The organism is Amycolatopsis sp. NPDC049691 (assembly GCF_040675005.1).
In the GTDB taxonomy this organism is placed as follows: domain Bacteria; phylum Actinomycetota; class Actinomycetes; order Mycobacteriales; family Pseudonocardiaceae; genus Amycolatopsis.
The window spans coordinates 42,124-63,326 of the sequence record NZ_JBFANX010000021.1; the positions used below are offsets into that span (position 1 = coordinate 42,124).

A 21,203-nucleotide genomic window follows, 5' to 3' on the forward strand; every position below is an offset into this window, starting at 1 on the left:
CAAAGAGTGGGCTACCAGTTCCGGACCGCGGGTGCGTACCCCGCCGGCTTGTCGCCGACTTTCGTGTCCGGGGTGACGATCCAGTTCTGGTACTGGGCCGTGAACATCCGGTACACCGACGCCGGTGGCAGTGCGCTCGCCTCGTCGAGCACCGCGCGCAGCTCCGCGGGGATCTCGAACTCCAACGCCGCCATGGTCGTTTCCAGCTGGGCCGCGCTGCTCGCGCCCACGATCGCCGATGCGATGCCCGGTTGGGTTGCCACCCAGTTGATCGCCACCTGGGCCATCGTCACGCCCAGCTTGCCCGCCACCTCCTCCAATGGCTTCAGCAACTGCCAGTCGTGGTCGGTCCAGGTCTGTGCGGCCGGGTCGGAGAAGCGGCCCGAACCGCCGTCGCGGTACTTGCCCGTCAGGAAGCCGCCGGCCAGGGGGCTCCACGCCGTCACCCCCAGGCCGAGCTCCTGGCCCATCGGGACGTGCTCGGTCTCGATCTGGCGCTGCACCAAGGAATACGGCAGCTGCAGGTTGATCATCGGGCTCAGCGAGTTCGACTCGGCGATGCTCTGGGCGCGAGCCGCGTACCAGGCCGGGACGTCGGACAGGCCCGCGTAGCGGATCTTGCCCGCGCGGACGAGGTCGTCGAGCGTGCGGACGACCTCCTCGACCGGCGTCAGCCGGTCCCACGTGTGCAGCAGGAACAGGTCCACGTGGTCGGTGCCCAGCCGGCGCAGCGACGCCTCGAGCGCGCGGATCATGTGCTTGCGGCCGTTGCCGCCCGCGTTCGGGTCGCCCGGGTCGACGCTGTTGGTGAACTTGGTGGTCAGGACCACCCGGTCGCGCACCTTCGCTTCGGCGATGAGGCGGCCGAGGATCGTCTCGCTTTCGCCGGCGGTGTAGAAGTCCGCCGTGTCGACGAAGTTGCCGCCCTCGTCGAGGTACTTGCGGAAGATCGGGCGGGCTTCGTCCTCGGTCTTCCCGTAGGCGGCGTGGAAACCGCCGGTGCCGAAGTTCATGGTGCCGAGTGCGAGCCTGCTGACGCGGAGGCCGGACCGGCCGAGGAGGTAGTACTGGTCGAGTGCCATGACTCCACCGTGCCGAGCCGTTTTTGGACCCGCAAGTCCATTCGCCGTGGGTGCCGGAGGGAGGCCGGCACCCACGGCGGGGACTCAGCGGCAGCGGTAGCTCGACGCCACCGCCGGGTCGCCACCCGTGTAGCGCGAGACCGACGGGTACGGGCACAGGTTGCGGGTCTTGCCGTCCGCCGAAGCGGCCGTCAGGGTGGCCGGGGCCTTGCCCTGCTCGACCCAGTCGACCAGCTGTCCGAGCGCGTTCGTCGGCTCCGGGCCGCCACCACCGAAGCAGTGCTCGACACCCGGTGCCGAGAACAGCCGGTAGAAGTCGTTCACCCGCTGCGCGCCGCCCATGGTCCGCTCCACTTCACGGCGGTAGGAGAGCGTGCCGCCCGGCGGGATCAGCTGGTCGTTCGCGCCCACGAACGTGATCAGCTTGCCGCCGGCGCGGCGGAAGGCCGACAGGTCCGGGTCGGACGTGCCGATGACGTCGTCGTACTCCCGCACCGACTGGCGGAACACGTCGGCGTACTGGGCGTAGGTCAGCTTCGAGGTGTCGAAGCCGGCCTGCTTCTCGACGAACGACTGCACCCACTTGACGGCCACCGGGAAGCCCGACGCGACGAGCGTGCCGTCGGGGCCCGGCGTCGTGCCGGCCAGCCACGTGAAGTCCGCGCCCTTGGGCAGCCCGGACCACAGCTTGCGGCCGCGCTCGTCGGTGGGGCCGGCCCAGATCTTGCGCATGACGTCGGCGTCCGCCGCCGTCACGGTGAACTCCCGGCCGTCGCAGACCACCTTCGTGCCGACGAGGCTGCGCGGGTCGTAACTGCATTCGTCCGGCCGGTCGACGATGCCGTTGGTGACGCCGTCGTTCGCGTCGCAGGCCTGGACCGCGGCGGTCCGGAACGCCGTGAGCACGCAGGTGCTCGGGAAGTCGTGGCTCTGGTTCATCACGATCTGCGGCCACAGCGTCGCGACGGCGAACTGCGTCCAGTCGACGGCCGGGGCGTTGGCCAGGATGCCGTCGAAGTCGTGGGCGTGGTTCTGCGCTTCGGAGTAGCCCTGGCGACCGCCGGTCGAGCAGCCGGTCCAATACGAGTACGTCACCGGGCGGTGGTAGTACCGCTGTGTGACGGCCTTGCCGATCAGCGCCTCTTCGTGCACCGAACGGGTGGCGAAGTTGGTCAGGAGCGTCTGGTCGACCTTGCCGGGGGCGGTCAGCGCCCACGACGTGTCCAGCCCGTCCAGTGACACGCCGGCGTCGGTCGTCACGGCGGTGTAGCCGTCCTTGACGGCCTGGGCGAGGCCGTCGAAGTTGCCGGCGGCGTAGGCGCTGCCGCCGAGGGCCTGCAGCCGGCCGGTCCAGCCGGTGTCGGGCAGGGCCACGGCGACCTTGACGTGGTCGCTGCCGGAGTGGGTCAGGGTGACGGTGAGCTGGCAGTACGCCGTCTTGTGCTCTGCCTGGACCGACTCGATCTTCGCGCCGGCCGGCGCCTCGACCGGCACGGCGGCGCAGACCGGGGTCGCCGACGCGCTCGGGGCGAGGGGGACCAGGCCGGTCAGCAGGAGCGGCACGGCGGCCGCCAAGAACTTGGGGATGCGTCTCATCGGTTCCTCGGGTCGCTTGCTTGGACGCTGCGAAGCTAGGGGGCGCCGAGCGGTCGCCGCGCCCGTCGGGTGACGCTGTTGATGTACGTCACTCGGCGTTGAGCTGCGGAAACACCGGTTGGGTAAGGTCGGTCGCATGGCGTTGCGCGGGCGGGAAGCCGAGCTGAAGGAGCTGGGCGAGCTCGTCGACGGGCCCGAAGACCGCAGCGGCGTCGTCATCCGCGGCGAGGCGGGCATCGGCAAGTCGGCGCTGGTGGCGGAGACGGCGGACGCGGCGTCGGTCGCGGGGCTGCGCGTGCTGCGGACGACCGGGGCGGAGGCCGAGCAGAACCTCGCGTATGCGGGGTTGCACCAGCTGCTGTACCCCGTCCGGGCGGGGGTGGCCGAGCTGCCCGCGCCGCAGCGGGACGCTTTGCGCACGGCGCTGGGCCTGGCGGACGGCGCCGCGCCCAGCGCGTACCTGGTGGGGCTGGCGGCGTTGACGTTGCTGGCCGAGGAGGCGGCGGCGAAACCCCTGCTGCTGGTGGCGGAGGACGTGCACTGGCTCGACCGGGCGAGCGCGGACGTGCTGGCGTTCGTGGCGCGGCGGATCGAGAACGAGCCGATCGTGCTGGTGGCGACGCTGCGGGAGGGAGCTGCTTCGCCGCTGCTGGACGCGGGTCTGGCCCCGATGGTGCTGGACCGCCTGGCGGCGGACGACGCGGCGGACCTCCTGGACGCGGTCGCGCCGCGGCTGGCCCCGGCGGTCCGCACCAGGTTGCTGACGGAGGCGGCGGGGCACCCGCTGGCGCTGACGGAGCTGCCGTCGGCGTTGGCGGACTTCGACGGGCTGGACCCGGTGCTGCCGTTGACGGAGAGGCTGGAGCGCACGTTCACGGCCCGGGTGGCGAGCTTGCCGGAGCCGACCCGCACGGCGCTGCTGGTGGCGGCACTGAACGAGACGACGGCACTGGCGGAGACATTGGCGGCGACGGGTGCGCTTGCAGCTGGGGAGGTTGTCGAGCCTGACGTTCTCGCTCCCGCCGTCGATGCTCGGCTTGTCGAGCTCTCCGCCGGGACCGTCATCTTCCGGCACCCCCTCATGCGCTCCGCCATCCCCGCCGCCGCCTCTCCTGCCGAGCGGCGGCGGGCGCACCTCGCCCTCGTCGAAGCCCTGCACGACCAGCCCGACCGCCGTGCCTGGCACCAGGCCGCCGCCACCGCCGGCCCTGACGAGACCGTCGCCGCCGAGCTCGAACGGACCGCCGAACGCGCCCGGTACCGGGGTGGGGCCGCCGCTGCCATCGCCGCTCTCGAACAGGCCGCGCGGCTCAGCGAAGAGCCCGGAACGAAGACCGAGCGGCTGCTCAAAGCCGCCGAACTCGCCGTCGAATCCGGGCGGCGCGAGACCGCCGAACGGCTCGTCCACGCCGCCAACCCCGTCGGCAAAAGCCACCGCGCCACCGCCGGCCGGCTGCTGAGCGAGTTCGAAGACGGCGTCCGTGAAGACCCCGCCCGCGTCGCCGAGCTGGCGGCCACCGCCGCAGCCGTCGCCGCCGACGGGCAGTACGACGCCGCCCTGCGGATCCTCTGGAGCGCCGCCATGCGGTGCTTCTGGACCGAACCCGGCCCGGCCGCCCGGCGGGCCCTGCTCGACGTCGCCGACTCGCTGCCCGTGCCGGCCGGTGACCCGCGGATCGTGGCCGTGACCGCGTACGTCGCGCCCTTCGAACGCGGCCGGGGCGTCCTCGAAAGACTGAAAGAGCTGGCCGCGCGGACCGGGGCCGATCCCGAAGTCGACCGCTACCTGGGCAGCGCCGCCCTCCAGGTCGGGGCCTTCGACCTCGCCGCCCGCTTCTCCGCGGCCGCCGCACCCGGCCTGCGCGCGCAAGGACGGCTGGGGGCGCTGCCGCGCGCGCTGGCCGTCCTCGCGTGGAGCCGCGTCCGGCTCGGGGACCTCGCCGGCGCCGTGCCCGCCGCCGCGGAGGCGGCCCGGTTCGCGCAGGAGACCGGCCAGCCGTTCATGGCCGGCCTGGCCACCGCCGTCCAGGCCGAGATCGCCGCCCTGCGCGGCGACCACAAGCAGGCGAAAACCCTCGCCGGCGAAGCCGAACGCACCGGGCTGGCCGCCGGCGCGCGGCCGGTGCTCGCCACCGTCCAGCTCGCACGCGGGCTCACCAACCTCGGCGAAGGCCGCTTCGAGGACGCCTTCGCCGACCTAAGCCGGCTGCTCGATCCCGCCGACCCCGCCTACCAGCTGGCCCTGCGCGCGTACTGCGTCGCGGAGCTGGCCGAAGCCGCGGTCCGGGCCGGGCGGACCGGCGACCTGCGGGACGTCCTGGCCGAGCTGGCGTGCCTGGACTCGCCGTCGCCCGCGCTGCACATCGGGCTGCGGTACGCCCGCGCCGTGCTCGACCCGGGCGACGAGCGGTTCGCCGAAGCGCTGGGAGCCGACCTGAGCGGCTGGCCCGCCGAACGCGGCCGCGTCCACCTGGCCTTCGGCGAGTGGCTGCGGCGGCAGCGGCGGGTCGTCGAGTCGCGCACGCACCTGCGCACCGCGCGCGAGACGTTCGACGCCCTCGGCATGACGGCCTGGGCCGAGCGGGCGCGACGCGAGCTGCGCGGCGCGGGCGAGTCGAGCCCGAACCGGGGCCCGGACGCGCGCGAGAAGCTGACCCCGCACGAGCTGAGCATCGCCCAGCTGGCCGCGGAGGGGCTGACGAACCGCGAGATCGGGCAGCGGCTGTACCTTTCGCACCGGACCGTCGGCACCCACCTGCACCGGATCTTCCCCAAGCTGGGCGTGAGCTCGCGCGCCGACCTCGCCGGGATGCTGAAGACCCTCGAAGGGTGACGTACACCGGCTGCGTCACCTGACGGGCGCGAAGGTCACCGGACCGGCTCTAACGTCGTGAAAGTCCCACGGTCTTTCGCACAGGAGTCAAGATGATCAGCAGGAGAAGGTTCGGGCAGGCGTTCGCGGCGGGGCTGGCGGCGACGTCCTTGGCGGCCTGCTCGTCGAACGCGGCCGCCCCCGCCGCGGCGCCGTCGACAACCCCTGACCTGCGGGCCGGCTCCGGCGAGCACACTTCGCTCGGCGAGGTCAAGCACGCCGACGCCGGGGTGCTGACCATGGCGTACCACGAGGCCGGACCCGCGACCGGGCAGCCGGTGGTCCTGCTGCACGGCTGGCCGTACGACCCGTACAGCTACGTCGACGTCGCCCCGATCCTGGCCGCGGCCGGCTACCGCGTGATCATCCCGTTCCTGCGCGGCTACGGCCCGACGGTGTTCAAGTCGGCGCAGACCGTCCGCAACGGGCAGCAGGCGGCCGTCGCGCTCGACGTCGTCGCGCTGATGGACTCCCTCAAGATCGACAAGGCCGTCCTCGGCGGGTACGACTGGGGCTCGCGGACCGTCGACGTCATCGCCGCGCTCTTCCCGGAGCGGTGCAAGGCGATCGTCGCGGTGAGCGGGTACATCGTCACGAACCTGGCGGCGAACCAGAAGCCGCTGGCCCCGCAGGCGGAGCTGGGCTGGTGGTACCAGTACTACTTCGCGACCGAGCGCGGCCGCGCGGGCTACGCGGCCAACCGCCACGACTTCAACAAGCTGATCTGGAAGACGGCGTCCCCGGCGTGGCACTTCGACGACGCGACGTACGACCGCAGCGCGGCCGCGTTCGACAACCCCGACCACGTCGACATCGTCATCCACAACTACCGCTGGCGGCTGAGCCTCGCCCCGGGCGAGCCGCAGTACGAGGCGTACGAGCAGAAGCTGCAGACCGGCCCGGCGATCACGGTGCCGTCGATCACGATCGCCAGCGACTTCGACGGCGCGGCCAAGGACGGCAAGGCCTACCGCGGCAAGTACACCGGCAAGTACGAGCACCGGATCCTCGACGGGATCGGCCACAACGTGCCCCAGGAGGCGCCGAAGCCGTTCGCCCAGGCCGTCCTGGACGCCGACCGCCTGTGACCGTCGTGAGTGGGAAACAGGGTAAGAACACTGTTTCCCACTCACGACGGGTTCAGCGGGACGCGCGGTGGATGACGTCGACCACGGCGGTGGGGGCGGCCGTCGCGATCGCGTGCGGGGAATCCACCTCGGTCACCGCCGCCTGGGCGCGGCGGGCCTCGAACCGCTCCGCCGCCGGGGGGATCGCCTGGTCGCGCGTGGCGACCAGGGCGTACTTGGGAATGCCCGCCGGGGCCGTCGACGCGATCTGCTCGTCGAAGGCCGCCGCCAGGATGGGCCGCTGGCCGGCCGCGGCCACCGCCGTGTCGAGCGGCGGGAGGCCCGCGGCGAACAGCGCGGGGTAGCTCGCCTGGTTGACGAACAGCTCCGGGCCGACCGCGTGCGTCGTCGACGGGCCGAGCAGCGAACCGGGGAACTGGCTGTTCAGCTGCCCGGCGGTCTCACCCGCCTGCGGGATGAACGCCGCCGCGTAGACCAGAGCCTTCACGTCGGCCGTCGTCCCCGCCAGCTCGCTGATCAGCAGCCCGCCGTACGAGTGCCCGACGAGGATCTTGGGGCCCGGCACGGAATCGAGGACTCCCCGCAGCGAAGCCACGTCCGCCGCCACCCCGCGCAGCGGGACCGCCGGCACGAGCACCGGATAGTGCTCGGCCAGCAGCCGCCGCGTGACCGGAGCCCACGCCGACGCGTCCTCGAACGCGCCGTGGACCAGCACGACCGTCGGCTTGGGCCGCGCGGGGACGCCGGCGGCGCCGGGGGTGGCGGCGGTGAGCACGCCCGCCCCGACGACCGCCGCGACGCCCAGCGCGCCGAGTGCGCGCCGCATCACGCGACCGTCGCGTCGAGGGTGACCTCGATGTTGCCGCGGGTCGCCTTCGAGTACGGGCACACCTGGTGGGCGCCCCGCACGAGCTCGTCCGCCGTGGCCTGGTCGATGCCCGTCGCCTCCAGGTGCAGGACCGCGCTCAGCTCGAACTCGTTCGCCTCCGTGTCGTGGTGCAGCGTCACCTCCGCGACGACGGCGAGGTCGTTCAGCGGCACCTTCTTCGCCCCCGCGACCCGGCGGACCGCGCCGACGAAGCACGACGCCCACCCCGCCGCGAACAGCTGCTCCGGGTTGGTGCCGTCGCCCGCGCCGCCGAAGGCCTTGGGGACGGCGAGCGTCACGTCGAGCACGCCGTCGTCGGAGGTCGCGCGGCCGCCGTTGCGGCCCTCCGCGGTGGAGGTGGCGACGGCGGTGTAGGTCACTTCGGACATGTTCTTCCTTTCGGCGGGTGACTTCACCACGCTAGGAAGCCGGCCCGACCCGCGGCGACCGTCGGACGACGTCACCCGTGTACGTCACCGTTCTCCAGCCGCAGCCACCGCTCGATCCCGATCGCGCCGAGGAACCGTTCGTCGTGGCTCACCACCACGAACGCGCCGCGGTACGCCGTCAGCGCGCTCTCCAGCTGTCCGGTGCTGACCAGGTCGAGGTTGTTCGTCGGCTCGTCCAGCAACAGCAGCTGCGGGGCCGGCTCGGCGAACAGGACGCACGCCAGCGTCGCGCGCAGCCGCTCGCCGCCCGAGAGGACACCGACCGGCAGGTGCGCCCGCGAGCCGCGGAACAGGAAGCGCGCCAACAGGTTCATCCGCTGGGCCGGCGGCAACGCGGGCGCGGCGGACGCCAGGTTCTCGGCCACCGTGCGGTCGTCGTCCAGCAGATCCAGCCGCTGGGACAGGAACGCGATCCGACCGTCCACCCGGGACACCGAGCCGCCGTCCGGGGTGAGGTCGCCGTGGATCATCCGCAGCAGCGTGGACTTCCCGGCGCCGTTGGGCCCGGTCAGCGCGATCCGCTCCGGCCCGCGGATCGCCAGGTCGACGCCGCCCGGGAACAGTCCGCGGGCCCGCAGGCCCTCGCCGACGAAGAGCGTGCGGCCCGCCGGGACCTCGGTCTGCGGCAGCTCCAGGCTGATCTTCTGCTCGTCCCGCCGCGCGCGTTCGGCCTGGTCGAGCTTGGCCTTCGCCGCGCCGACGCGGGCCGCGTGCGTGCCGTCCGCCTTGGCGGCGGACTCCTGGGCGTTGCGCTTCATGGTGCCGGCGAAGATCTTCGGCAGCCCGGCATTGCCCAGGTTGCGCGACGCGGTGCTCGCGCGGCGGGCGGCCCGTTCCCTGGCCTGCTGCATCTCCCGCTTCTCGCGCTTGACCTCCTGCTCGGCGGTGCGGATGTTCTTCTCGGCGACCTCACGCGCGGCCCGGACGGCCTCCTCGTACGACGTGAAGTTCCCGCCGTGGAACCGGATTTCCCCGCGGTCGAGCTCGGCGATCCGGTCCATCCGGTCGAGCAGCGCGCGGTCGTGGCTGACCACGACCAGGCAGCCGGACCAGTCGTCGAGCACCGCGTAGAGCCGGCGGCGGGCGTCGAGGTCGAGGTTGTTCGTCGGCTCGTCGAGCAGCAGCACGTCGGGCCGCTTGAGCAGCTGCGCGGCCAGTCCCAGTGAGACGATCTGGCCGCCGGACAGCGTGCCCAGCGACCGGTCCAGCGCGACGTCGAGGCCGAGCCGGTCGAGCTGGCCGCGGGTGCGTTCCTCGATGTCCCAGTCGGTGCCGATGGTGGTGAAGTGCGCTTCGGCGGCGTCGCCGGACTCGACGGCGGCGATGGCCGCCAGGACCGGCGCGACGCCGAGGACCTCGGCGACGGACGGCTCCCCGCTCAGCGGCAGGTCCTGCGGCAGGTAGCCGAGGACGCCGGCGGCGGTGACGCTGCCCGCCGACGGCCGCAGGACGCCCGCGACGAGCTTCAGCAGCGTCGTCTTGCCGGAGCCGTTCGGGGCGACGAGCCCGGTGCGGCCGCCCGGGAACGTGGCGGAAAGGCGGTCGAACACGGGGGTGTCGTCCGGCCAGGAGAAGGACAGGCCGGACAGCACGATTTCGGACATGGTGAAGACCTCGAAGTGGTGTGAAGCGAACGGGGGACGTCGAAAGCGGCCCGCACCGGCACTGCCGGGGGCCTGCACACTCCGGAGCTATCCGGAGATGTCGACGTCACCTGCCACGACTGCTCTCCTCCATGGGGATCTTCACTTCGAACATAGCAGGGTTGTCCAGTGGCCGGCCGGGTAACCGGCCCCGATGCGCATCGTGGTCACGGGAGCAACGGGCAACCTCGGCACCGGCGTCGTCGCGGCGCTGCGGGCCGATCCGCAGGTCGAGACGGTCGTCGGGGTGGCGCGGCGGCCGGCCGAGGGCGTCGTCGCGGCCGACGTCGGGCGCGACGACCTCGGGCCGCTCTTCCGCGGCGCCGACGCGGTCGTCCACCTGGCCTGGCTGTTCCAGCCCACGCGCCGCCCGGAGACCACCTGGCGCGCGAACGTCCTCGGGTCGCTGCGGGTGTTCGACGCCGCGGCCGCGGCCGGCGTGCCCAAGCTCGTCTACTCGTCGTCCGTCGGCGCCTATTCGCCGCGGGAGAACGACGAACCGGTGACCGAGGACTGGCCGACGCACGGCTGGCCCGGCGCGGCCTACACGCGCGAGAAGTCCTACGTGGAGCGTTACCTCGACGCGTTCGAGCAGCGCCACCCGAAGCTCGACGTCGTGCGCGTCCGGCCCGCGTTCGTCTTCCAGCGGGCGGCCGCGACGGCGCAGCGCCGGCTGTTCGCCGGGCCGTTCCTACCCGGCAGCCTGGTCCGGCCGGGGTTGATTCCGCTGGTCCCGGACGTCCGGGGCCTGCGGGCGCAGGTCGTGCACACCGCCGACCTGGCCGACGCGGTCCGCCGGGCCGTGACGCGGCCGGTGCGCGGGGCGTTCAACATCGCGACGGGCCCGGTGGTCGACCCGAAGTTCGCCGCGGACCTGCTGCACGCCCGGACGGTCCCGGTGCCGGCCGGCGTGGTCCGGGCCGCGGTGGACGCGGCCTGGCGCCTGCACGCGGTCCCCGCGTCGCCGGGGCTGTTCGACGCCGTCCTGCGGCTGCCGCTGATGGACACGAGCCGGGCGGAGTCCGAGCTGGGCTGGCGGCCGGAGCACGATGCCGCGGTCACGCTGAACGAGTTCCTGAAGGGACTGCGCGAAGGCGCGGGCGCGGACACGGCGCCGCTGGCCCCGGACCGGCACCGGCTGCACGAGATCGCGACGGGCGTCGGCAAGCGTCCCTAGCCGACCTCGGCCGTCCGCTCCGCCGTCGTGTCGATCAGCAGGTCGGCGTGCTCCACGCGATCCGGTGGTTGACATCGGTCCCCGTGGGGTAACCGCCCGGTTCGCCGCCGACGAGGAGGGCCCATGACGACCATCGGTGGGGCGTACGCCCTCGAGCTGCGGGTCGACGGGACCGCGCGCCGCGTCTCGGTCGATCCGCGGCGGACCCTGCTCGACCTGCTGCGCGACCAGCTCGGCGTGTACAGCCCGAAGAAGGGCTGCGACCACGGCCAGTGCGGCGCCTGCACGGTGCTGCTCGACGGCCGCCGCGTGCTCGCTTGCCTCGTCCTCGCGGTCACCTGCGAAGGCGCCGAGGTGACGACGGCGGCGGGCCTGGCGCCGGACGGCGAGCTGCACCCGGTGCAGCAAGCCTTCCTGGAGCACGACGGCTTCCAGTGCGGCTACTGCACCCCCGGCCAGATCTGCTCCGCAGCCGGGCTGCTGACCGAGTTCGCCGAGGGCGCGCCGAGCCACGTCACCGAGCCGGTCACCCGGGATCCACAGTGGACGGACGACGAGATCGCCGAGCGGATGAGCGGGAACCTCTGCCGCTGCGGGGCCTACGCCGGGATCGTGGCGGCCGTCCGGCAGGCGGGAGGCGACCGGTGAAACCCTTCGCGTACGGCAGGCCGGCCACGGCGGCCGAGGCGGTCGACGCCGTCGCGGGCGACCCCGCCGCGGCGTTCCTCGGCGGCGGCACCAACCTGGTCGACCACCTGAAGCTCGGCGTCGCGGCACCCCGCCGGATCGTCGACGTCACGGCGTTGACGTCGACGGAGATCCGGGAGGACGCCGACGGCGGCCTGGAGATCGGCGCCGGCGTGCGCAACAGCGACCTCGCGGCCGACCGGCGCGTGCGCGAGCGCTACCCGGTGCTGGCCCAGGCCTTGCTGTCGGGCGCGTCGGCGCAGCTGCGGAACATGGCCACCACCGGCGGGAACCCGTTGCAGCGCACCAGGTGCCTGTACTTCCAGGATGTCACGACGCCGTGCAACAAGCGGAAGCCCGGCGAGGGCTGCTCGGCGCTGGGCGGGGCCACCCGGCAGCACGCGATCATCGGCGCGTCCGAGCACTGCGTCGCCACGCACCCGTCCGACCTGGCGGTCGCACTGTCCGCCTTGGACGCCCGCGTGCACGTGCTCGGGCCGGGGGGCGACCGCGAAGTCCCGTTCACCGATCTCCACCGCCTGCCCGGCGACCGGCCGGACCGTGACACGGTTCTCGAGCACGGCGACCTGATCACCGCGTTCACCGTCCCCGCGCTGCCGTGGGCCCGCCGGTCGGCCTACCGCAAGGTCCGCGACCGCGCGTCCTACGCGTTCGCTCTGGTGTCGGTGGCCGCTGCCGTGTCCATTGTGGACGACAAGATCGACGACGTCCGGATCGCGCTCGGCGGTGTCGCGCACAAGCCGTGGCGCGCCCACCGCGCCGAAGACGTGTTGCGCGGCGAGCGCGCGGAGGAAGCCCTGTTCCGCGCGGCCGCCGAGGCCGAGCTGGCCGACGCCCGCCCGCTCGACGGGATCGACGGGGGAAACGCTTTCAAGCTCCCGCTCGTCACCCGCACCCTGACCGCCGTCCTGCGCGACCTGACCGCCGAGGAGCCGGGCCGATGACCGAACTGCTGGAGCCACGGGCCATCGGCCGCGCCCTCACCCGCCGCGACGGGCCGGCGAAGGTCACCGGCACCGCGCCGTACGCCTACGAGGCGCCCGTCGAGGGCGCCGCGTACTGCCACCCGGTGCAGGCGACGATCGCCCGGGGCCGGTGCACGCGGGTCGGCACCGTCGAGGCCGAGTCGCTCGACGGCGTCCTGCGGGTGCTGACGCCGTTCACCGCCGAACGGCTGGCCGACACCGAAGACGCCGAGCTGGCCGTGCTGCAGGACCGGGAGATCCCGTTCCGCGGCCGCGTGCTCGCCCTGGTGGTCGCCGACAGCCCCGAGACCGCGCGGCAGGCGGCCGACCTCGTCGAGATCGAGTACGACCGCGACGAAGCCGACGTCGAACTGCGCGCGGACCGCGACGACCTGTACAAACCGGAGAAGGTCAACCCGTCCTTCCCGACGGACACCGACGAGGGTGACGTCGACGCCGCGTTGCGCGAAGCGGCCGTGACTCTCGATCGGACGTACACGACGGCGATGTACCACAACAACCCGCTCGAACCGCACACGACGACGGCGCTGTGGGAGGACGGCACGCTCACGCTGTGGGACTCCACGCAGGGCGTCCACCCGGTGCGCGGGACGATCGCGAAGGTGTTCGGCCTGCCCGAAGAGCGGGTGCGGGTGAGCTGCCCGTACGTCGGCGGCGGCTTCGGGTCGAAGGGCACCGCGCACGCGCCCGTCGTCCTCGCGGCCCTGGCCGCGCGGGCCGTGCCGGGCCGTCCGGTGAAGCTCGCGCTGACCCGGCAGCAGATGTTCAGCCTGGCCGGCTACCGCACGCCGACGATCCAGCGGATGCGCCTGGGCGCGGGCCGCGACGGGCGGCTGACGGCGCTCCGGCTGGACGTCGTCGAGCAGACCTCGCGGATCAAGGAGTTCGCGGAGCAGACGGCGGTGCCCGCGCGGATGATGTACGCCACGCCGAACCGGCGGACCGGCCACCGCCTGGCCGCGCTCGACGTGCCGGTGCCGTCGTGGATGCGCGCGCCGGGGGAGTGCCCCGGCATGTTCGGCCCCGAAGTGGCGATGGACGAGCTCGCGTACGAGCTGGGCATCGACCCGGTCGAGCTGCGCGTGCGCAACGAACCCGAGCGCGACCCGGAGACCGGGAACCCCTTCTCCAGCCGCCATCTCGTCGAGTGCCTGCGCGCCGGCGCGGAAGAATTCGGCTGGGCGGACCGCGATCCGCGGCCCGGCGTGCGCCGGGACGGCCGGTGGCTGGTCGGCACCGGCGTCGCCGCGTCGGTCTACCCGGCGCGCCGGCAGCCCGGCTCGACCGCCGTCGTCCGGTTCGGAAACGGCCGCTACACCGCGGAAATCGGGGCCGCCGACCTCGGCACGGGCGCGTGGACGGTGCTGCCGCAGATCGCGGCGGACGCACTGGGCGTGCCGGTCGAGGACGTCGACGTCCGCATCGGCGACACCGAGCACCCCAAGGCCACGGTGGCCGGCGGGTCCACCGGCACGACGTCGTGGGGTGCGACGCTGGTCGCGGCCGCCGAGGCGTTCCGCGACAAGTACGGCGACGACCCCGGCGACGGGGACGAGGTTTCGGCGGAGACGCCCGAGAACCCGGACGAGGACCGGTACGCGATGTACGCCTTCGGGGCGCAGTTCGCCGAAGCCCGTGTCGACGCCGACACCGGCGAGGTCCGGGTGGCGCGGCTGCACGGCACGTTCGCGGCCGGCCGGATCGTCAACCCGCGCACCGCGCGTTCGCAGTTCCTCGGCGGCATGACCATGGGCGTGTCCATGGCCCTGCACGAGCACAGCCTGCTCGACCCGCGGTTCGGCCACGTCGTCAACCACGACCTGGCGGAGTACCACATCGCGGCCAACGCCGACGTGCCGGACCTGAAGGCGGACTGGCTCGACGAGACCGACCCGCACGTGAACCCCATGGGCAGCAAGGGAATCGGCGAGATCGGCATCGTCGGAACGGCGGCGGCGGTGGCCAACGCGGTCTTCCACGCCACCGGCGTCCGGGTGCGCGACCTGCCGATCACCCTGGACAAGCTGCTGCCGGGACTGCCTTGATCAGTGCCCCTGGATCTCCGGTTCGGGGTACTCGCCGCGACGGCGGTCGATGGCCGTCGTCGCCACGCCGAGGACGATCATCGCGACGCCGAGGCCGAGGTGCAGCCAGTCGTCGGCGTTGTCGACCGGGATGAAGTTGGCCGGGCTGTCGTGGTTCATCGCCAGGCCGAACACGAAGAGCAGCACGTACACCCCGCCGCCGATCATCAGGAACGCCCGCGACCCGCCGTTGCTCCGCGCGGCCAGCACACCGAGCACGCCGAAGACCAGGTGGACCAGGTTGTGCAGCACGGAAACGGTGAACACCCCGAACAGCCGTGCCCCCGATTCGTGCCCGGCGAAGTGCAGGTCGCCGTAGCCTGCGGTGATGCCCGGCACGAACCCGAGCACCCCCACCAGCAGGAACACGATCCCGACCGCCAGCGCGGCCGTTCGGGCGGTACTCCGCCGCGACCGGATTTCCGTTGCCATGACACCTCCGCATGAGTGGGTGGCCGCGTGGCTACCCGGCGGGGGCGCGGACAAACCGCGGCACGGCTCGACGGGCTAGGCGAGTTCCGCCGAGACGACCGACGGCAGCGCACGCAGCCGGTCGAGCAGGGGCTCGGTCTCCTCCGCGGCCAGCAGGACCGCGCAGACCATGCTGCTCTCGCGGACGCCGTCCTTGATGTCGACGGACAGTTCGTGGACCAGGTGGCCGCCCAGGGCGGTGACCAGCGCCGGGATCTCGTCGGCGCCGCCGACGAAGTACGTGGCGATGCGGCGGCGCAGCAGCATCGCCGACCGGGCGGCGGGGATGGCGAAGGACGTGGACATGGCGGATCTCCCGAACGAAGAAGGAATGAGATCGGGGCCAGGTCCCGAGAAGAGCGATCGACGACGCTGCGCGCCGGCGACCTGGGTTCAGCCGGCGCGCCGGGTTACGAGTCGCGAGGACGTCATCGGGCGCTGCACGGCGTCAGGCTAACACGCAGGCCGCTCGGGAACGCAACACCCGATCGAGGAGGCTGGTCACCGTGTCGCGGTAGCGGCGCGGGTCGAGGTCCGGCTCCCACGAGCGCTGGAGCAGGAAGCCCTGGCTGAGCGCGAGCAGGATCCGCGCGAACATGTCCGGCCACGATGCCGTGGACCGTGACGCGCCGCCGTCGCGCCTCCTCGGGGTCGGCCACCCAGCCGAAGCAGGTGTCCAGGAACCGCTTCAGCGCGTCCGGCCCGCCGTCCGTGATCGCCGCGGCGACGAGGTCGCGCTCGTGCTCGTGCCGGTCGGCGGCGACCGCCTCCTTGCCGTCGAAGTAGCGGTAGATCGCGCCGGCCTGCTCGAAGCAGGTCATCGCGGCGTCGAGGATCCGCTGCCGCTGGGCCGCGCGGCGCTCGTCACCGATGCGGAGCATCGGCGCTCCTCGCCGCGACCGCGATCCGGTAGCGCCGCGAGCCGCCGCCCGCTTCCTGCGCCGAGAGGTCTTTTCGCAGGCGAAGCCGTGCCCGGCCGGGAACGCCCACCGGCGCGCCTCGGGGAACGGCCTGGGCTCTCGAAGACGGCCCGGCCGGCGAGCGCGGGCAGCCGGTGGGCGCGCGCGTCGTAGAGGCCGAAGGCGAGGTGCCGGACGCCGGGCAGCCGCGCCGCTTCGGCGAGGACGCGCAACGACGGGCGCAGGAAGGCGGTCGCGTACGGGTCGGCGAAGAGGCGGCCCCCCCGGGTGGGCCGAGCAACCCCCCCCGCGGTCAGCCGGCCCGGATGACGCCCAGGCCCAGCGGGGTGATCTCGTGGATCTGCGACTTCCCCGACCGCGCGCTGGTGATCAGCCCGGCGGCCCGCAGCACCGACGCGTGCTGGCTGGCCGTCGCCAGGGACACGCCCGTCGTCGCGGCCAGCTCGCTCGTGTTGCACCGGCTGGTCGCGACCGTCACCAGCACCCGCGCCCGCGTCTGGCCGAGCAGCGCGACCAGGGACGCCCCGGGCTCGGCGTCGCTGTCGAAGCGCGGGTGGCCGATCGAGTAGACCAGCACCGGCGGCAGGTCCGGGTCCTTGTACGTCGTCGGCATGCCGTGCGCGAAGAACGTCGGGATCAGCCGGAGGCCGCGGCCGTCGAGGTGCAGCTCCTGCTCGATCGGGAAGCGCACCCGCAGCACCGGCGGCGTCCACGTGACGTCCGGGTGCAGCGTCGAGAGCAGCAGCTGCGGCCCGCCGCGGTCCAGGTTCGCCTGCAGCCGGCGGCGGTCGCGGGCGACGACGTGGCGGACCGTCGCCCAGTCCGGGGCCAGGCACCGGCGGTAGTAGTCGTGCAGGGCGGTGCCGAGCCGGTGCAGTTCGCCGGTCTCGCCGCCCGCCAGCCGGCGCAGCCACGGCGTGACGCGCGTGCCCTGCGCCGCCAGCTCCGCGACGTCCCCGGCCAGCGCCTTCGCCGGGGTTTCGAGCACCGCCGCGACGCCGTCGCCGATCGTGGCGTGCCCGGCCGGGGTGAGGAAGTCCGGGCAGTACCCGTACGGCGGGACGGCCGCCATCAGCAGCCTGCCGGACTCGGGGACGGCGGTGCGCGACCCCTTGCGCCACCGGCCGAAGAACGGCTCGCCCTCGGGACGGCGGATCCGGTAGCTGCTCATCAGCAGCTCCCACATCGGATCGGCGTCCTCGGCGATGGTCACCTTCGCCAGGTCCGCGTCCGTGAAGTGGATCTTCAGCATGCCCGCACCGCCCTTTCCCGGCCGAGGATAGCCGCGGTGACGCGGAGTGACGTTTCACCCAGGCGCGAAAGGTCCGTACGGCTGTTGACGCTGCTCACGAGCCCCTGGCACCGTCGTGCTCACCTCTCGCCGGATTTCACGGCGAGTGGTGCGGGCCGGCTGGGGGTCGGCCCGGCTCGCTCCCGCTGCTCGCGGACGGAAATTCACGCACTTCGCGAAGCCGAAAAGTGGCGTCGCCGACCATTACCCTGCGTAGCTGATGCGTACGGGGGAAACGGCCGCCGTTCCTTGACAGCACCGTCGCCCGCGGAGTTATGTCTCCGGTCTGAATTCCAGGGAAAAGGATCCAGGAAATCGTTCTCGGGCCACCGGTACGAATCGAGCCACGCCACCGATGAAAGAAGACGAACCGCTTCGCCGTCGTTCCGCCGCGTCGTGGAATCCCGGCACCTGGCGGCTGCGCACCAAGATCTCCGTCGTGTTGCTGCTGCCCGTCCTGGTCGCGCTGCTGCTGGCGGGCGGCCGCGTGCAGGCCGAGCTCGCCCAGGCCGGCGCGCTCAGCGCCGTACGCGATCAAATGCCCGTCGTGCAAGGGATCGCCGAGCTCACCGGCCTCGTCGACGACGAGATGATCCACGACGGCGCGGCCGTGCAGACCGCCGCCGTCGACGCGAAAACCGCCACGATCCGCCACGACGCCGAATTCGCGCAGCTCGGGCCGGAGCTTTCCCGCGCACTGGAAGATCAATTGGGAAAATTGGCCGGTGTGCGCCAGCAGGAAGGGTCGCCCGGCGCGAAAGCCGTCGCCTACCACGACTTCGTCGTCGGCTTGAGCGAGGTGATCCCCGGTATCGTCGCCCAGGCCGGGAATGTCGATCTCGACGGTCCGGCCGATATCACGAAAGCATTGACGCAGCTGAGGGCGTCCCTCGCCGGCCAAGAGGTGCCGGACGGAAGATCCGCGGATTCGCTCGCGGCCGCCGTCGCCGAAGAGGCGGTGCTCACCGGGCAGGTCCGCCGCGCGCTGCCGTCCGGTGCGGTGGCGGCGCGGTTCGCCGCCGCGACCATCCCCGGCGCCGGCGGGCCCGCGGCCAAGCGCGCGGCGCTCGGGGCGATCCTGGACGACCAGGTGAAGACGCTCTCGGACGCCGTCGGCGCGCGGACCAACCTCACCCGGTCCGACGCGCTGCGCGACGCCGCGCTGGTGATCGCGTCGCTGCTCGGCGCCCTCGCCATCGCGCTCGCCGTGGCCCGCTCGGTGGTCGCCCCGATCCGGCGGCTGCACGCGGCCGCGGTCGACACCGCGCGCCGCCGGCTGCCCGCCACCATCGAGCGGATCCGCGACGGCGACGACGTCGACTGGCAGGCGACCGAGCGGCTCCCGGTCGATTCCGACGAGGAGATCGGCCAGCTGGCCCGCGCCTTCGACGACATGCACCGGCAGGCCGTGCGGCTGGCCGTCGGCGAGCAGGCCGAGATGCGGATCCAGGTCAGCGAGATGTTCATGACGCTGTCGCGGCGCAGCCAGTCGCTGGTGGAGCTGCAGCTGTCGGTGATCGAGGACCTCGAAGCCGACGAGCAGGACCCGCAGCGGCTGGCCGAGCTCTTCCGGATCGACCACATCGCCACCCGGCTGCGGCGCAACGGCGAGAACCTGCAGGTCCTCGCGGGCGGGCGGCCGGTGCGCCGCGACGTCGGGCCGGTCGCGACGGTCGAGCTGCTGCGCGCGGCGACGTCGGAGGTCAAGGACTACCAGCGGGTCACGCTAGGCAACGCGCCGCGCGGGTCGGTGCAGTCCGAGGCCGCCGCCGACGTCGTGCATATCCTCGCCGAGCTGCTGGAGAACGCGATCCGGTCGTCCCCGCCGGACGAGCAGGTCGTGCTCACCGCCGACCGCGGCTTCGACGGCGGCGTGCTGATCGAGGTCGTCGACGTCGGGCTCGGCATGACCCGCGAGGACCTCGAGGCGGCGAACGCCCGGCTCGCCGCCGGCGCGTCGGTGAGCCCGGAGACGACCCGCCGGATGGGCCTGTTCGTGGTGAGCAGGCTCGCCGCCTCGCACGGGATCACCGTGCGGCTGCGGCACACGACCACGCGGACCGCGAGCGCCGGCATCACCGCCAGCGTGCACGTGCCGGGGGTGCTGATCCTGGTCGACCTGCCGCCGCGGCCCGGGCTGCCCGCCGCGCCGCCCGCCGGCAACGGCGGCGGCCGCCACGAGCCGGAACCCCGGTGGCCCGCCGAAGAACCGCCGGCCGTCGCCGACCCCGTGCCGATGCCGACGCCGATCTTCGACCAGATGCTTTCGCACTGGTTCGCCGACCCGCCGGCGCAACCGGCGCGCCCCGGCGAGTGGGCGACCCCGGCCGACGACGTCCGGCAGGCCGCCGAGGCCGCGGTCGGCACGCTGGACGACCTCGAGTTCACCGAGTCCGGCCTGCCGACCCGGCAGCCCGGCGCGCAGCTCGCGCCCGGCTCGGTCACGCCGCGCAAGCCGCAGCAGGCCGACTCGTCGTTCCGGGACCCGGCCGCGGTGCGGAGCAACCTTTCCCGGCACTACAGCGGCATGCGCGCGGCCCGCCACCGGGTCGCGACCGACCCGAAGGGCCCGTGATGAGCATGAGCACCCGGCAGGAAGGAGCGGAAGTGACCGACCAGTCCCGGAACTGGCTGGTGTCGGCGTTCACGCAGGAGGTGCCCGGCGTCGCGCACGCCGCGCTCGTCTCGGCGGACGGCCTGCTCGTGGCGGCGAACGACTCGATGCCGCGCGACCGCGCGGACCAGCTCTCCGCGATCGCGTCCGGGCTCGCCAGCCTCGCGCTCGGCACCGCGGACCTGTTCACCGCGGGCCGGGTCGTGCAGTCGGTCATCGAGATGGAGCAGGGTTTCCTGCTGCTGATGAACGTCGGCGACGGCTCGAACCTGGTCGTGCTGGCCAACCCGGGCTGCGACATCGGCCTGGTCGGCTACGAGATGACCCTGCTGGTCGACCGGGTCGGGAAGATGGTCGAGACGCCCGCGCGGCCCGCGACCGCACCCGGGGCGAGCCGGTGACCGAAGGCCGGCGACGTGAGGGCGGGCGGCACGCGGCGTCGCTGGCCCGCCCGTACGCGTGGACCGCCGGCCGCACCCGGCCGACGGTCGACCTGGCCGTGGAAGCCCTCGTCGAGACGACGGCCGAGGGGCGGACGGCGCCCTTCAGCCCGACCAACCCGCTGGCCGCGGTGACGCAGCTGTGCCTGCACCAGCGCTCGGTGGCGGAGGTCGCGCTGCACCTGGGCGTGCCGCTGGGCGTGGCCCGGGTGCTCATCGGCGACCTGCTGGTCGCCGGCCAGGTGTCGATCCGCGACACGCTCACCGCGGACGCCTCCTTCGACGAACGCAACGACCTGCTCGAAAGGGTCCTCAGTGGACTACGCGCACTCTGACAAGCGGATCACCTCGGCCAAGATCGTCGTGGCCGGCGGGTTCGGGGCCGGCAAGACGACGTTCGTCGGCGCCGTCTCCGAGATCGACCCGCTGCGCACCGAAGCCGTGATGACGGCCGCGGCCATCGGTGTCGACCGGACCGAGGCGGTGCCGGGGAAGTTCGCCACGACGGTGGCGATGGACTTCGGCCGGCTCACGCTGGCCGACGACCTGATCCTCTACGTGTTCGGCACGCCGGGCCAGCACCGGTTCTGGTTCATGTGGGACGACCTGGTCTGCGGCGCGGTGGCGGCGATCGTCCTGGTGGACACGCGCCGGCTGGCGGACAGCTTCGCCTCGATCGACTTCTTCGAGTCGCGCGGGCTGCCGTTCCTCATCGCCGTCAACCAGTTCCAGGACACCCGCCAGCACCCGCCGGAGCAGGTGCGCGAAGCGCTGAAGATCCCGGCGGAGGTCCAGGTCATCACCTGCGACGCGCGTTCGCCGGAGTCGACGAAGCAGACCCTCATCGCCGCGGCCGAACACGCGTTGGTCGCGTTGCACGCGCCGCGGCAGCGGCAGGCCTGAAGGAGCCCGAC

General features: G+C 73.2%; 19 protein-coding genes. 10 read left to right on the top strand and 9 right to left on the bottom strand.

Annotated features, from left to right (window positions below):
* Nucleotides 1-11 precede the first annotated feature (11 nt).
* Together AB0J40_RS36525 and AB0J40_RS36530 are read right to left on the bottom strand one after the other, a co-directional pair.
* Nucleotides 12-1,082, bottom strand: coding sequence for an aldo/keto reductase (locus tag AB0J40_RS36525; protein WP_364462677.1), 1,071 nt, complete (start codon nt 1,080-1,082; stop codon nt 12-14).
* 84 nt (nt 1,083-1,166) lie between these two features.
* On the bottom strand, nt 1,167-2,678 hold the full coding sequence (locus tag AB0J40_RS36530) for a tannase/feruloyl esterase family alpha/beta hydrolase (RefSeq protein WP_364462679.1): 1,512 nt from the start codon (nt 2,676-2,678) through the stop codon (nt 1,167-1,169).
* A 136-nt stretch (nt 2,679-2,814) separates the two neighbouring features.
* Between AB0J40_RS36530 and AB0J40_RS36535 the strand changes: the two genes are divergently transcribed.
* Both AB0J40_RS36535 and AB0J40_RS36540 read left to right on the top strand, forming a co-directional pair.
* On the top strand, nt 2,815-5,511 hold the full coding sequence (locus tag AB0J40_RS36535) for an AAA family ATPase (RefSeq protein ID WP_364462682.1): 2,697 nt from the start codon (nt 2,815-2,817) through the stop codon (nt 5,509-5,511).
* Nucleotides 5,512-5,603: 92 nt separating this feature from the next.
* A complete protein-coding gene (locus AB0J40_RS36540; protein WP_364462685.1) occupies nt 5,604-6,638 on the top strand; it encodes an alpha/beta hydrolase in 1,035 nt (344 codons plus the stop codon).
* Nucleotides 6,639-6,690: 52 nt separating this feature from the next.
* Here AB0J40_RS36540 and AB0J40_RS36545 read toward each other — a convergent pair whose 3' ends face one another.
* From AB0J40_RS36545 to AB0J40_RS36555, 3 genes are all read right to left on the bottom strand, one after another.
* Nucleotides 6,691-7,464, bottom strand: coding sequence for an alpha/beta hydrolase (locus tag AB0J40_RS36545; RefSeq protein WP_364462688.1), 774 nt, complete (start codon nt 7,462-7,464; stop codon nt 6,691-6,693).
* The gene (locus AB0J40_RS36550; protein ID WP_364462691.1) at nt 7,464-7,895 is read right to left on the bottom strand and encodes an organic hydroperoxide resistance protein; all 432 of its coding nucleotides are present in this window, start codon (nt 7,893-7,895) and stop codon (nt 7,464-7,466) included. Before AB0J40_RS36550 ends, AB0J40_RS36545 begins: the two co-directional genes overlap by 1 nt.
* 71 nt (nt 7,896-7,966) lie before the next feature.
* The gene (locus AB0J40_RS36555; RefSeq protein ID WP_364462694.1) at nt 7,967-9,559 is read right to left on the bottom strand and encodes an ABC-F family ATP-binding cassette domain-containing protein; all 1,593 of its coding nucleotides are present in this window, start codon (nt 9,557-9,559) and stop codon (nt 7,967-7,969) included.
* A gap of 193 nt (nt 9,560-9,752) precedes the next feature.
* Between AB0J40_RS36555 and AB0J40_RS36560 the strand changes: the two genes are divergently transcribed.
* From AB0J40_RS36560 to AB0J40_RS36575, 4 genes are all read left to right on the top strand, one after another.
* Nucleotides 9,753-10,775, top strand: a complete 1,023-nt coding sequence (locus tag AB0J40_RS36560; RefSeq protein ID WP_364462697.1) for an NAD-dependent epimerase/dehydratase family protein — start codon at nt 9,753-9,755, stop codon at nt 10,773-10,775.
* Between the two features lie 123 nt (nt 10,776-10,898).
* Nucleotides 10,899-11,423, top strand: coding sequence for a 2Fe-2S iron-sulfur cluster-binding protein (locus AB0J40_RS36565; protein ID WP_364462700.1), 525 nt, complete (start codon nt 10,899-10,901; stop codon nt 11,421-11,423).
* Nucleotides 11,420-12,427, top strand: a complete 1,008-nt coding sequence (locus AB0J40_RS36570; RefSeq protein WP_364462703.1) for a xanthine dehydrogenase family protein subunit M — start codon at nt 11,420-11,422, stop codon at nt 12,425-12,427. The genes AB0J40_RS36565 and AB0J40_RS36570 overlap by 4 nt, the downstream gene beginning before the upstream one ends.
* Complete coding sequence (locus AB0J40_RS36575) at nt 12,424-14,514, top strand: xanthine dehydrogenase family protein molybdopterin-binding subunit (RefSeq protein WP_364462706.1); 2,091 nt, start codon at nt 12,424-12,426, stop codon at nt 14,512-14,514. Before AB0J40_RS36570 ends, AB0J40_RS36575 begins: the two co-directional genes overlap by 4 nt.
* On the opposite strand, the gene AB0J40_RS36580 is transcribed toward AB0J40_RS36575, so the two are convergent.
* The 4 genes from AB0J40_RS36580 to AB0J40_RS36595 all read right to left on the bottom strand — a co-directional run bounded on the left by AB0J40_RS36580 (nt 14,515) and on the right by AB0J40_RS36595 (nt 17,196).
* Nucleotides 14,515-14,985 carry a DUF4383 domain-containing protein gene (locus AB0J40_RS36580; RefSeq protein WP_364462709.1) on the bottom strand — a complete coding sequence of 157 codons (471 nt, stop codon included), beginning with the start codon at nt 14,983-14,985 and terminating at the stop codon, nt 14,515-14,517.
* Between the two features lie 75 nt (nt 14,986-15,060).
* Nucleotides 15,061-15,330 (bottom strand): hypothetical protein, encoded by a 270-nt coding sequence (locus AB0J40_RS36585; RefSeq protein WP_364462712.1) that lies wholly within the window; start codon nt 15,328-15,330, stop codon nt 15,061-15,063.
* A 122-nt stretch (nt 15,331-15,452) separates the two neighbouring features.
* A complete protein-coding gene (locus AB0J40_RS36590; protein WP_364462715.1) occupies nt 15,453-15,905 on the bottom strand; it encodes a TetR/AcrR family transcriptional regulator in 453 nt (150 codons plus the stop codon).
* 331 nt (nt 15,906-16,236) lie between these two features.
* The gene (locus AB0J40_RS36595; protein ID WP_364462717.1) at nt 16,237-17,196 is read right to left on the bottom strand and encodes a winged helix-turn-helix domain-containing protein; all 960 of its coding nucleotides are present in this window, start codon (nt 17,194-17,196) and stop codon (nt 16,237-16,239) included.
* Nucleotides 17,197-17,590: 394 nt separating this feature from the next.
* Here AB0J40_RS36595 and AB0J40_RS36600 point away from each other — a divergent pair, with 394 nt between their 5' ends.
* Genes AB0J40_RS36600 through AB0J40_RS36615 form a run of 4 tightly spaced genes read left to right on the top strand, consistent with a single transcriptional unit; the run spans nt 17,591 to nt 21,192 of the window.
* A complete protein-coding gene (locus AB0J40_RS36600) occupies nt 17,591-19,810 on the top strand; it encodes an ATP-binding protein (protein ID WP_364462719.1) in 2,220 nt (739 codons plus the stop codon).
* Between the two features lie 5 nt (nt 19,811-19,815).
* Entirely contained in the window at nt 19,816-20,250 is a 435-nt protein-coding gene (locus tag AB0J40_RS36605) for a roadblock/LC7 domain-containing protein (RefSeq protein WP_364463021.1), read from the top strand.
* Entirely contained in the window at nt 20,247-20,624 is a 378-nt protein-coding gene (locus AB0J40_RS36610) for a DUF742 domain-containing protein (RefSeq protein WP_364462721.1), read from the top strand. The genes AB0J40_RS36605 and AB0J40_RS36610 overlap by 4 nt, the downstream gene beginning before the upstream one ends.
* Nucleotides 20,605-21,192, top strand: a complete 588-nt coding sequence (locus tag AB0J40_RS36615) for an ATP/GTP-binding protein (protein WP_364462723.1) — start codon at nt 20,605-20,607, stop codon at nt 21,190-21,192. Before AB0J40_RS36610 ends, AB0J40_RS36615 begins: the two co-directional genes overlap by 20 nt.
* Nucleotides 21,193-21,203: the final 11 nt, after the last annotated feature.